This window comes from Uliginosibacterium flavum (assembly GCF_040566545.1).
Taxonomy (GTDB): Bacteria; Pseudomonadota; Gammaproteobacteria; order Burkholderiales; family Rhodocyclaceae; genus Uliginosibacterium; species Uliginosibacterium flavum.
This window is the reverse complement of record NZ_JBEWZI010000003.1, coordinates 1-13,023: the sequence shown is the minus strand read 5'-3', so window position 1 is coordinate 13,023 and position 13,023 is coordinate 1. Positions and strand designations below refer to the sequence as shown.

The window sequence follows — 13,023 nt, the reverse complement described above, 5'->3', positions numbered from 1 at the left end:
TTTGCGGATCAGGAAAGCTGGGTGGGAAGGCTTCCGAACCATGACGTGAGAAGCCTTTGAGTTTTGCATCCTTGAAGTGTTGAATAACCTGCTATTCTCACGCTGGGGCCGTTGGGCAGAGTTTTTGCCGTTGCTTCGCGGCATGTGACAACAACGTCAGGGGCTTTGCCTCCTGATATCCGTAAAATGGGCAGCAATGTGTTCCCATAGTAGTGCTTAAGAGTGCCTAACGTGCCCCACCCTCGACAGAGATGTCCTTCTTAACAAACCTTAAGAGCACAAAGTCGCTCCATGACGTTGCATTCCTTCTTGGGTACAAACCTAAGTCGCTCTCGTACGTCATCTATAAGATGCCGGTCAAGTACAAAACATTCACTGTGCCAAAAAAATCCGGCGGAGTCCGGAATATCTCCGCGCCGTGTCCGGAACTCAAACTGCTTCAAAGTCGATTGTCTGATGGTCTTCAAAGCTGTTGGGACGAGATCAATAATCAAAAGAATATTAAAAAGCCAATATCTCACGGATTTCGTAAAAACGCATCGATTGTTACGAATGCCTCGGTTCACCGAGGAAGGCGCTTTGTTTTCAACGTCGACATAAAGGACTTCTTCGACTCCATAAACTTCGGGCGCGTGTATGGTTTTTTTGTAAAGAACAAAGACTTTGCCCTGACGGAGAACGCAGCGAAGATCCTTGCCGCAATTGCATGTCATGACGGGAGGCTTCCTCAGGGAAGTCCGTGCTCGCCAGTTATCTCGAATTTGATAGGTCAGATACTCGACATTCGACTGGTTCAGCTTGCGCATAAGTATGGGTGCAGCTACTCGCGCTATGCAGATGATTTGACCTTCTCAACCAACGAACGCGTCTTCCCTTCGGCGATAGCGTTGTCGAATGCTGATCATTCCTGGGATGTAGGTACGGCACTCTCCAAAATAATCGAGAAAAGTGGCTTTCAGCTCAATCCTAAGAAAACCCGTATGCAGTATCGCAACTCACGTCAGGAAGTGACGGGTCTTGTTGTCAATCGTCGCATAAATACGCGTCCAGAATACCGGCGGTTGACTCGCGCAATGACTCACCAATTGGTAACAAATGGAAAGTTCCAGATTACCAAGACGACGACTGATGCATTGGGGGCGCTTGTGCCCACGAAAATGGATGGCAGCATCAACCACCTTCAAGGCATGTTCGGCTTTATTGACTGGATCGATTTATGCCACAGGAAGAACAATGAAATACTCAATGCGGAGCAGTCCTCGATAGGCAAGGTGTACAAGCGATTTCTTATGTACCGAGACTTCTGGGCAAATTCGCAACCCATTATTCTGTGCGAGGGAAAGACCGATAGCGTTTACCTTCGCGGTGCGATTCGACGCCTTGCCACAGCGCATCCAAACTTGGTGTCTATAAATGCAGCGGGCAAAGCCGAATACAAAGTCAGATTCTTCAATTACTCGTACACTTCACAACGGATCTTGGATTTGTCTGGTGGGGCTTCAGTGGTTAGGCACTTCATTACCGATTACATCAAGTCAGTCAAAAAGACTCTGGCGCCTATAAATCCGAATCCACTAATCGTGTTGCTAGACAATGACTCGGGCGGTCAGGTCTTTTATAGCCTGATAAAGGAGTACAGCGGAAAGAAAACGTCGGCTACCGGGATGGATGATTTTTATCATCTTGCAGCAAATGTTTATGTCGTTTTTACCCCAATTGATAAGCCCGGCGACAAAAGCTCGATCGAGGATTTTTTTGAGCCGGGCCTGCTCGCAATGACGATTGAGGGAAAACCGTTCAATAGGGACGACACAACGTTGGATAGAAGCAAAGAGTACGGTAAAGCTGAATTTGCAGCAAAGATAGTGCGGCCCAATATCGCCAAGATTAATTTCGATAAGTTCGATCCGATACTGGCCCGTATAGAGATGGCGATTGAAGCGCACATCAAGAAGCACGTTCCATAAGCGACGCGACGAATTCACACAACCGATCATTCGACATTGCGGCGCAGATGCTTGACAACATTCCCGCCCAGGGTATGTCCGCTCTACATCTGAAACCCGCAGCAGAGGTCGTCGAGGGTTGGATGACCGCTGAGGGTCGAAAGCTGCTGCTCAGCATACTCAGTTGAGTGCGCAGACGCCGCCAGCGCGGTGATTAAGTCGACCAGATTGGTGCTCGCGAGTGAGTTGATTTCGCAATCGGCGCACCCTTCGTAGCGAGTTACGAAAAAAGCATCTCAGAGCGCATGATTTCTTAATACGTTACGAAAACGTCATTGGAGGTTATGTTGCTTCGCGATAATTTTTTATCGTTTCGCGCCATTCATTACACGACTATGATTTTCTGCACTACACGAAAAACTGGAGACTCCGATTTTCATAACGCGTTTCATCTGGCCCTCTATTTTTTTAACGTATTACGAAATTAACATCACCGCGTGCCTACTTTCGTAACGCGTTAATTAATAATTATTTGTAATTGTTACGCGTAACGATGGCAATTTCATCACCGCGCACTATTGTTTAGTCAAGTTTTTACGCGGTTATGCATTGCTGCGCCATACAAAAAAATGGGGCGCCGTTGTTTTCATAATGCATCCCATTACAGCCATCCTTTCGTAACGCGTTACGAAATAACCGAAGCGTTACTTGCGAAAACAATATTTCCGCGCCCACAATTTCGTAATGCGTTACGAAATTGTCATGGATGGTTGTGACGCGTTACGATAGCTATTTCACCGCCACCTACCATTTTTTTAGTCAAGTTGTGCACGATTCTGAGTTCCCGCGCTATACGCTAAAAGGGAGCCTATGATTTTTATGACGCGTTTCATTGGAGTCCCTGCTTTCGTAACATGTTACGAAAAGTACACCCCAAAAGCGTTAGAAAATTTATTGAATCGGTAAGGCTATGAAAGAGCGAACGGACTCGAAAACTATTGATATGTTTGGTGTGATAAATGAAGCAAAGCCTCGCGGGCGCCCAAAAATTTACGCCAATTCTTCTGCACGACAAAAAGCTTATCGGGAACGGAAACGTGCTCGGGAAATAGCCCGCCGTGACATATCAATACCTCTGTCATCCGATGTGATTGACTTGAGTGAACTACGTGAATGGCGGAGGCGGTCGCCACAGCCTCAGGCATGTCTGTTCGAATATCGGTCATCTGGGAGTTGAAAACGCTAAGTCGCCAATCTATGCATTAAAAAATTTAATGCATAGATTGTGTTGTTTGGGGCGAGTTTTCGACATCTGTGGAGATATACCTTGAGGCAGACGCCTAGAGTGTTTGCCGCTCGGCAGGTCGGGTTCAATAACGGCAGCTGTCGAGGGATACCGCGGACTGTGGGAAACAGGCTGAGATACGCGGCGGGGTGGCGAAGCTAGCGCCCCGGCTTGGAACGGCTGGCGGGCGAGCGATCCGACGGGTGGGAATTATTCCATTTCCCAATGGTGAGGCGAGTTGAAGGGTTGTCCCGTGCTTATGGCTGCGGGATGGCGAGGCTCGCTCGCCTCGGGGTGGGGTTAAAGGGGGTTAAAGGGGGTTAAAAAAGCACTGTGTTTACAGGGCTCTGTAATCAAAAAAACAGCTCTATATTGAGTGGACTTGGTTTGGTATTTTGACGCCTTATGGGGGCGCGGTGCTCAGCTTCAACGAAGCCCAGTCATTTAGCCGAGACTTCACGGTCTTGGGTTTTGATGACCTGATAGTTACCGGTCCTTCAACGAAGCCCGGTCATACAACCGGGACTCCACCCGTGCGCCGCGCGGATCTGGCATTGGTGCTGGCACTTCAACGAAGCCCGGTCTTTCAATCGGGGCTCCACCCCCTTGTTCTTGAACAAGTCCAGACGGTGCTCATCCCTTCAACGAAGCCTAGTCATTCAACCAGGACATTACGTTCATCCACTCCGTATCAATATTCGTCACGCATCCTTCAACGAAGCCCGGCCATTTAACCGGGATTCCACACGATCTGGCCAGCGCTGCGGATCAGGCCAGCGAACCTTCAACGAAGCCCGGTCATGCAACCGGGGCTCCACCGACCATGCCACCAGGCGGCGCGTGGCAATGTCGATGCTTCAACGAAGCCCGGCCATTTAACCGGTACTCCACGATACACGCGCTCGGCATTCGCATGCTGGCGGGTTCTTCAACGAAGCTCCCGGTCATGCAACCGGGAGTCCACCACGCTTGGAGCCAGAACTTTAACAATGGCAACCATCTTCAACGAAGCCCGGTCGAGCGACCGGGATTCCGCAATTGGAAACATCCCAGGTACTGATTTCTCCGTTTCTTCAACGAAGCCCGGTCTTGCAACCGGGACTCTAAGCGTCATATCGCGCAGCACATAGCCGTTTTTCTTCCTTCAACGAAGCCCAGCCATGCAGGCGGGAATCCACCCCAGATCAGGCCGGCGCCTTCGCGAGCATCCTCTCTTCAACGAAGCCCGGTCATGCAACCGGGGCTCCACAGCGCGTCCGTGACGTTCAGGTTCAGCTTGTCGTTCCTTCAACGAAGCCCGGTCATTCAACCGGGGCTCCACGCGGTGAGTGGTTTGACGATACCGATCTGGATGTCCTTCAACGATGCCCGGTCATTCAACCGGGACTCCACAGCGGGTCACCAATGGCGGCCTTGGGATTCACGACCCTTCAACGAAGCCCGGTCATTCAACCGGGACTCCACTGTCACCGCTGCGCGGGACCAGCGAGGCGCACCTCCTTCAACGAAGCCCGGTTATTCAACCGGGACTCCACGCACGCCAGACAAGCGAGCGCCAGGCTGCGTGTCCCTTCAACGAAGCCCGGTCATTCAACCGGGACTCCACAGAACCCCGCCGCCGGCAACATGGTTCTGTTCAACCTTCAACGAAGCCCGGTCATTCAACCGGGACTCCACTCGAGGAAGCCCGCGAGGGCGCGAAACTCGAATGCCTTCAACGAAGCCCGGTCATTCAACCGGGACTCCACCATCAACCCGGCGCAGCTCCAGCACGTTGCGCTTCCTTCAACGAAGCCCGGTCATTCAACCGGGACTCCACCGGGCGGCTCGATGGGCGCGGGCGGCTTGCGCTTCCTTCAACGAAGCCCGGTCATTCAACCGGGACTCCACGGCCGGACCGTGGCTGAACCACGTCAAACTGAATCCTTCAACGAAGCCCGGTCATTCAACCGGGACTCCACGCGCATCAGGCGGGCTCTTGATGTAGTCGTTCGCCCTTCAACGAAGCCCGGTCATTCAACCGGGACTCCACTCAGCAATTAAGTTGCTGGATTGGGATACTGACACCTTCAACGAAGCCCTGTCATTCAACCGGGACTCCACGATGGTTAGTTATCCGTACGCGGGCTTCGATTTCCTTCAACGAAGCCCGGTCATTCAACCGGGACTCCACCCTCGAGCAGGGTGTCTCGATTGAGATTTTGGGACCTTCAACGAAGCCCGGTCATTCAACCGGGACTCCACTCTTCTTTACCAAATCCTTGGAAGCAGGGCAAAAAATAGTGGCTTTGCGCGAACCTACGCTGGCCCGTTCAACCCAACATACTCCGCTGTGATGAGAGTGGCGTAAACACTGTGCGCGATCTCTCCGGCAATCTGCGGTCACTCGGGGTTCGCGCAGAGCAAGCCAAGACCGTAATGTCGCCCTCGGCCAAGGATCAGTGGCCCCGTTAGCGGTTCAGAAAACTCGATGCGAACATGACGAAGGGGTATTGCTCTTGCTTGCCATGCCTTGGTTTTAACTGCACCAAGAGGCACATCGCGTGGATGCAACGGTAAATGCGAGGCTTTGATGCTACTGACGAGACCGGGGTCGATGCCTGCTTCTAGGATGGCTTTGCGTAATAATTTGATGGTGCGTCGCTCATCCGTTGCGAAATCGCCTGGCAAAGCAACGGGGGTGATGCTCTGAAACACAGTCCCAGCCCGGCGATACTGCGCAAGCACTTTATCTGCTGTGTCGAGTTGGCGGGCGATTGCTTTGATCTCCCCTGAGCTTTGATCAACAAGGGTGAGTTGGCCACTCAACACTGCCGGGTAAAGAGCCGCGAGTTGTTCAGCCTCCTGCGGACGGGCAAGCAAAATTGCACGGCGAATACGCCGGTCGGCGTGCTGGTGCCCGATAGATGGCAAAGGCACCCAGGACAAGCGAGCATCGAGATCGTCTGCTGGAGCATGACCTGCCGCCCAGTCGGCGAGCCCCGTGTTGCGAGTTGCGTTCATGCAGGCGTTGCGGAGCATGCCCGCGACAATTACGGCATCACCGCAATGCCATGACGGTGCTTTTTCCGCCCCCTCTGGCGTAGCGAGCTCAATCGGTAGCATGACGTGGCGAGGAATCTCATTTGCCGGCGCGTACGCTTGGGTGGCGAATAACGCAGGCGGGAGTACCGGCGAGACAAACTCGCCGTTGCCTTGATAACGCCGCAAACCTGCCTGAAACCGAGCCTCAATGCTGGCGAGCGAACCGACCATTGGCACGCGCAGGCTGCGTGCCCCATCACGCAGAATCTGCAACGCGGGCATGGGCTGCCATAGCTGGTTGTCGCCCGTACTTTGTGGTGGAGCATTGTCCTCAATCTGACCGGCTACGCGACACATGTCATGCCCTGTACCCAAGGTGTGTACGGAATCGGCAAGGCGGATCACTTCGCGAGCAAGCTCTACATCTTCGGCTGATAATTGCCAGATGTAACTGACAGGTTGCCTTATGTATCGGTTGTGACGCTCGCGTCCACTGCGTTCGTCGGGTGTGGCCGGGGTTCCTTTTGCCGTGTTGTTTGGCACCCAGGTCAGAATTGCCGCCGTGGCAGGCTCATGTTCTGCGAGGATCGTTGGTGGTTTTTGAGTTTCAAGCCATGTCAGTGCGGGGTGATCAATACTGCGCACGCCAGCAACAATGGCCTGAAGCAGGCGCATGGGCGCAGGCGGCCATTCTTCACCACCATAGCGTTCCGCAATGAATTGGGCTTTCAGTACCAGCCAGGACACGATTAGGACTCCACGGTAGCGTCTGCGTCAGCGGCTGTTTTTTTGCCTTTGGCAGCCTTCGCCTTGGCTGGTGATTCGTCCTTTGCCGAGGCCAGCTTGCGGATGTTATCTGCGGTGATCTCACCCAAAAGCGGTGCTAGTTGGTCAATCCCCAGTGTTTTGGCGCATTGTTTTGCGACCGCGATAGCTTCGCTGTGAGTAATTTTCAGCGTTTCACGCGAGCCGTCAGTGTTGACCGCCTCAATCAATGTTGTGCCATCGGGTACGAGGTTGCAGCCAGAACGAAGCCAAGGCGAGGCGGGCATTGTCAGTGCCACGAGGCCAAGTGAAGCGATATAGCGAGCAGCATTTTTTGCTGTGTCGCTCTTGCCGGAACAGTTGGCTCGCAAGGGGTTGGTTGCCAGGAACGCGTTGCGGCCGATCTCTCCGTGTACGACCACGCCCCCCAAGCCGTCGCCAGAAGGCACTCCGTCGAGGCCAATTTCGGAAGGCTTGGCGCCAGCTGCGTCCTGAAGCTCGCTCGCAAGTTCATTCGCGTGCCATGCCGAGTTGTATTGCGCATGCCGCTGCCGCTGGGAAACGTCAGTGGCCTCGATGGTCGCACTGAAGGCGCGGGGCAGCTTGAGCCCTGTTCGGTTTTTACGGCTATCCCACACACCCATCAGCAAACACATAGGAGCAATGCTTGCCAAGGGGGCCGGATCATCGCGTACGCAGCGAAGCGCCGTGGTGATTTCAGGTTCAAGCGTAGAGGCCAGAACCGCCCCGTCCGTGGCGCGGTGACCAAGTTCGAGCATGTGCCGGATTCCGACTGTGTCGTTCGCCAGTTTGGCCTGTACGCGCACCTCCCTCACCAACCCCAGATAGTCGTCGGTGAGAAGAGCTGTCTCAATTCGATTGGCTTGTGAAGGGATTGAATCGATCACGCAGATGTTGGTGCCGTCACGCAGTTCGGTGATGCAATAGCGTGGCCCTTTATCGTCGCGCGCTGAGCCATCAGGCGCGGCATACGAAGCCGGGTAGACCGTATTGCCAATAAGTGGCTTCAAGCGTTGGGATGCAACCAGGGCGATCAGGTTTTGATCTGTAAGCAGGCGATCTATCAGGCTATCAACAGTTGCGGACATGCGGTTGCTCCTTGAAGGGCAAGAGGGATGGATGGGTACGTATCAAGATTCTGACCAGCAGATTCAAAGCAGGGCTGATAGCCCGCGAGAGGGGTAGGCATCAGGCCGCGTGCCGCAATGCGTGCCAGCAACAGCGGTAGTGGGGCTGACCAGGTGAAATAAGGCGCATCGCGTCGCGCAGGAGGAGGGAATGCAGCCTGAATACCAAAGGCGGCCAATACCTCTATCCAGGGCCTTGAGAAGCTCATATGTTCTTCGTAAGGGGACCAGCCGACATCAAGAGCTGTCCAGCTAGTTGCCGCGTCGTAACGGAAGCGTTGTGCCTCATCCTTGGCGGCGCCTGGAACTTTTGTTTTTGTGAGCCCCTTACTTGCAACGACATCGCGGATCTTGGCCGGTGATTGCATGTCGGACAGCGAAGCACTGCATTGTTTGAGCATTCCTTGAAGTGTCTGTAGTGCATCAGAGCGGCCCGCTGCGAGTTTCCAGGAAGATTTGTCCGAAAAACGTTCGTTGCACCACGCGTTCAATGGTTGGGGATGCCCGCCAATGTTCAGAATCAATGGCGGGTATTTGCTGGTCTTAGTGCCGGGCACCCCGGCTTCTTGATCGCCGGCATCCATACAGGCCGCGCGGGTCAGATCAACGTCGGCTTCTGCGTGAGCCAAGGTTTTCAGCAGTGCCATCATCTGAGTGTCGTCGATGCCGTGGTATCGGCAGCCGGCCGTACCCCAGCTCAGTTGCACGTTTGTATGTGCTTGGTCGGCAAGCCAGAGCAATCCAAGTGCCGCCAGATACTCCCCGAGATTCTCAGCACGGAACGGGATGTCGGTATGTTCTGAGGAGACTTTAGATGCTTTTGCGTGGAGGGGTTCTGTTGCAACACGCTCATCATTCAGCAGACTTTGCGCTTGCGTCTCGGCCATCACATCAGAGCATTTCAGCAGAGCTTCTAGGTAGGCAATCCCCCAGAATCCCATGTCGCGGGAAAAATAGGCAAATCCATGCGCCGCATCCATTGCGGCTTCCTTGCAGCCAGAGTGAATCAGGGCGGTTTTGCGCACAGTGGGGCGTGCGTAGCCGTGGTGTGTCGCCACCAGCTCGCGCACAAGTGGGGCTGTGTCCTCGCAGTCATGCAGGCTGCCAAGTTCGTGCCGGTAGCCCATGTTTGCATTCAGATTGAATGCCGTCTTGCCCGATTTTCCGAGTGGGCGGGCGGGGTCGAAATTGCCGACTGCGTGCTGCCAGCACGTGCGAGCTTTACCTTGGTCATGGATATGGGCGCTGCGCACCAAAGCCAACCTAAGCTCACTGGGCAAAGTAAGTGAATGGGCTATTCGCCGGGCTGCGCGTGCGGCGAGATCGAGATGTTCTACCAGCAGTCGAGGTGCCGCCGTGAGCAGTTCATCACAGTCGCTTGCGAGCGAGTCTTGTTGTCTTAGCCATAGACGTAGCTGACCATCACTAATTTCATACCATGCGCAGGACATCCCTGGGTGAAGGAGCGAAATCAAGGAAGGAAGCGTGTCTGCATCCGTGTCGCCACACTGCCAAACGCCATCTTCCTCATCAAATCTGACTGAATGGTCTGCGAGAAGAGCATTTTCAAACTGGTGAACGGATGCATCAGATACAACCTCAAGCACGTTTGAATTAGGTAGCCCTTGTGCTGTCAGGCCACCGGCCAAGCAATCGAAAACCACGATGCCGCCAGGTGGCAAGTTGCGACGGTTTGCATCAAGCAATGCGCCCATTGAATCGAGCATGAAGCTCGGTGCCCTTGCCCGAATTTCAGCGATACGCATTTCGTTCAATTTTGTGAGCGGCAGCTTGGCGCACTCTGAACGATGGATTGGCCAAGCCTCAAGCCATGTTTCGTAGTCGGCGGGGTCGGTCGGCAGCATTCTCCAGACGAGACTTATCTCGGGCTGATCTTTGATCAAACCATGAATCCAGATTGCGGGGTCAGGTGCTGACAGTTCCTTCAGTCGGCAGGAGGTAGATGCAAACAGCCCGAGAATGCCATCTTCCAGATCACGAGTGACTGGCGAAGGGTCAATTGCCTCTGCGTATTCTGGGTGTTTAAGGAGTTCGGTCAGAGCCAATGGACTGGCATCTAACGCATCGCTCGTTTCTGGCAAGGTTTGCAGCAGTCGGCTTGCACACGCCCTGCGGGCGCTTAATGCCTGCTTCAGATCGACTTTATCTAAAGCGAAAATGTGGATTTGACCTGCGCCCATGCCTCGCCGGTTACACCGACCGATACGTTGAATCTGGCGGTCGAGCGTTGAATCGTCACAAAGAAGAATGTCCGCGTCGAGGTCAATGCCGATCTCTCCGGCGCCGGTTGCGATAAGCACCGCGGTCGATTGATCTTCAGACTCAATACGGTCTGCCGCAAGTCGGCGCCATACGGGCTTTTGCAGCAACATCTCGCGCTCGACGCCACGCATGGTGCCGGTTAGAACCGCAACTCGGTCTGAGGTGAGCGCTGGTTTGCTGCCTTCGGAGACGGCACGTTCAATTTTTGCAGCCTCATCAGGTGATGAAACGAAAACTGCGACTGCCTTATTCAATTCAGCATAAAAACGGACGCGTTCAACAATCCGCTTCACCCTTGTAGCCGAGTTATCAACGGGCTCCAGTCGCAGATGTTTGGTCGCGAGCATCCTCTGGTGCAGGCGTGGATCGTCAGCTGGATTGCATTCGATAGGGGAGCGCCCCGTACCACTCTCAGGGCTGAGAGTGGCCGTCATCTCAATGATGCGTAGAGGTGGGCGACCGACCCGTTCGGCTTGCCACTCAGCGCGACGTTCGACTTCCCGCAGTAATTTGGTGAAGGGACGCGCTAGGTGTGATTCGTCATGCACGACCAGCGTATCAATACCCAGTAGTCCTGCCTGCATGGGAGCCCGGTTTCTGCCAAGTCCGCCATAACCGCGAAACAATAGTCGGCTTCCAAGCATGTCCGGGGTCGCGAGGATCAATGCCGGGGTGCTTGGGTCTGCGGACCACTCACCATTGTCTTCAAACGCTCCCCGCAAGGTTGAGATCGCCAGGGGTACGCCTGACGCAGAGAGCAAGCGTAGTGCCGCGGTTAATTTGGAGGCTTCGTCATCCAGAATGATCTCGCGAATTCGCTCACATAGCCGCGTGGCTTCATCAACAAGCACGCGCCGGTTTACAACATATACAAGCCGTCGAGGAAGGGTGACCGAGCCTGCTGACGCTTGCGCTGCAAGGGCAGCAACAAACGTGGGCAGGATCATGGTCTTGCCGGCGGCGGTGGGTGCCTTGATTTGATCAGGGATGTCGCCCCGGACAAGATGATCGAACGCAGTCTTCTGCCATCGGTAGGGCTGAACACCGGACAGCTTATTGAAAAGTTCGTCTTGAAAAGTGTTCGGTGCCGTTTTGCCAGGGGGAGCCATTTGTTCGCCAATGGTGAGATATGCATTTATGCATGCGCATCATGGCACTAATGCGCTATGAATAGGATGCTTATCTGAACGGAGCGGTCATCTGAATGGCAGGTTGCGGAAGCGTTGTCCGTCAGTTGATGGCTGGCTTGCCTGATTGTTCGCAATCGGCAGCCTACAAACTTATGGGAACTTATCCGCCAAGGTATAACTTATACCTTGGCGGATAAGTTGGGATACCTAAGGCGCGCGGTACGATCCAACCCCTATTTCCACTTCACCTTCGACAGCAGCTCACACGCCTTCATTTTTCCAGCGTCGGCGCTTTCAACGCTGCATGAGTTGGTGTTTATTTCATACCGACACTCGTTGGTAGGTTCTATATTTACCCACCAGCATTCGCCGTTATCTGCGGCAAACCAGACAGTTGCGCGCACATCCATATAAGTGGCTTCCCACAACTCGTATCCAGGATCCAATTTCCAGGCGTTGTTTCGATCCAAATACTTACGGATTCGCGCCCCTGGCACAGACTCAATAGTGACGTTGAGTATCTCGAAATTGCTGACGCTATAGCCTTGCCGCTCGAAAATCAGGAATTTCACCTCGACCGACGACGAGATGAAATTTTCCAGTGCGGAAGTCACCCGGCTCATGTGGTTGATACGACAGCCTCTTGTATCAAGGGCGTGTTTGTCGAGGGCGATTGCAGCCCCCGTGATTTGTATGTCTCCAAGTGGGGGCACCGCAGCGCTGCAAAACCAGGCAATGCCTTGAGCTAAGTGAGCCATGTCCTTACCCGTTTTGCTGGCGTTTTCGACCTCCAGCGCTAGCCACGTGCCGTCGATACAAATAAGGCCGTCGGGTATTTTTTTCAGGTCCGCGCCATGCGCAGCGGCGGCGGCAATAACTTCTCGTTCGGAGCGAAATTCGCAGCCTGATTTTGCCAGGATGCCCGCCGCTATCAGGTCATGTTCCCACTGGCGGTCAGGATGCCACTGTCCCGCATCGAAACAGCCCCAGTCTTTGTTCGTCTTGGCTGTTTCTGAACCATGCTGGCGCAGCAGGCGAGCGCCTGCTTCACTGAGCACGAGTGCGCGCCCAGCAATTGAGGGCAGGACGCGCTCGATAACGAGTTTGCGTTCTATCCAGCCGCGAACCATGCGCTCGGCAGCTGGCCGAGGAAATTTGGTATGGGCAAACATAAACTGTCCGAGCTCTGACGCTCGAAGCCAGCCAAAGCTGTGGATGTAACTTAGACCCACCCCATTCAACACAAGTCCACCAGCATAATTCGGCGCATCTCCCGCGCCCAGAATAACCCCTTAGTTTAGTCTGGTATACCTTGTGCTTGCCTCATGCTCTTTGTCGACAGAGCATGATCATGAATCACGAGGAGAACTGGGCAATGGACGAGTTTGGCAAGGCACAGACAGGGGATAAGCGTTTGACCAAGCGTCTGGTCAAGTTGGCAG

Annotated in this window: 6 protein-coding genes; 2 read left to right on the top strand and 4 right to left on the bottom strand. The window is 54.1% G+C overall.

Going from position 1 to position 13,023, the window contains the following annotated elements; translation table 11 throughout:
• Positions 1–251: 251 nt before the first annotated feature.
• On the top strand, positions 252–1,967 hold the full coding sequence (locus tag ABXR19_RS03355; RefSeq protein ID WP_354599675.1) for a retron Ec67 family RNA-directed DNA polymerase/endonuclease: 1,716 nt from the start codon (positions 252–254) through the stop codon (positions 1,965–1,967).
• 3,646 nt (positions 1,968–5,613) lie between these two features.
• Here ABXR19_RS03355 and csb2 read toward each other — a convergent pair.
• From csb2 to ABXR19_RS03335, 4 genes are all read right to left on the bottom strand, one after another.
• Positions 5,614–7,002: a type I-G CRISPR-associated protein Csb2 gene (gene csb2 / locus ABXR19_RS03350; protein ID WP_354599674.1), complete on the bottom strand. Its 1,389-nt coding sequence runs from the start codon at positions 7,000–7,002 to the stop codon at positions 5,614–5,616.
• A gap of 2 nt (positions 7,003–7,004) precedes the next feature.
• Positions 7,005–8,129 (bottom strand): type I-G CRISPR-associated RAMP protein Csb1/Cas7g, encoded by a 1,125-nt coding sequence (gene cas7g / locus ABXR19_RS03345; protein ID WP_354599673.1) that lies wholly within the window; start codon positions 8,127–8,129, stop codon positions 7,005–7,007.
• Positions 8,105–11,560, bottom strand: coding sequence for a type I-G CRISPR-associated helicase/endonuclease Cas3g (gene cas3g, locus ABXR19_RS03340; protein WP_354599672.1), 3,456 nt, complete (start codon positions 11,558–11,560; stop codon positions 8,105–8,107). The genes cas7g and cas3g overlap by 25 nt, the downstream gene beginning before the upstream one ends.
• A 254-nt stretch (positions 11,561–11,814) precedes the next feature.
• Positions 11,815–12,753, bottom strand: a complete 939-nt coding sequence (locus ABXR19_RS03335; RefSeq protein WP_354599671.1) for a hypothetical protein — start codon at positions 12,751–12,753, stop codon at positions 11,815–11,817.
• Positions 12,754–12,926: 173 nt separating this feature from the next.
• On the opposite strand from ABXR19_RS03335, the gene ABXR19_RS03330 reads away from it, so the two are divergent.
• The coding region (locus ABXR19_RS03330; RefSeq protein WP_354599984.1) for a transposase DNA-binding-containing protein at positions 12,927–13,023 on the top strand (97 nt) is incomplete at its 3' end.

Bases quoted from the DNA above. Each gene is read 5' to 3' on its own strand.
- ABXR19_RS03355 (WP_354599675.1), top strand. From the start codon at position 252: ATGTCCTTCTTAACAAACCTTAAGAGCACAAAGTCGCTCCATGACGTT.
- cas7g (WP_354599673.1), bottom strand. From the start codon at position 8,129: ATGTCCGCAACTGTTGATAGCCTGATAGATCGCCTGCTTACAGATCAA.
- cas3g (WP_354599672.1), bottom strand. From the start codon at position 11,560: ATGGCTCCCCCTGGCAAAACGGCACCGAACACTTTTCAAGACGAACTT.
- ABXR19_RS03335 (WP_354599671.1), bottom strand. From the start codon at position 12,753: ATGTTTGCCCATACCAAATTTCCTCGGCCAGCTGCCGAGCGCATGGTT.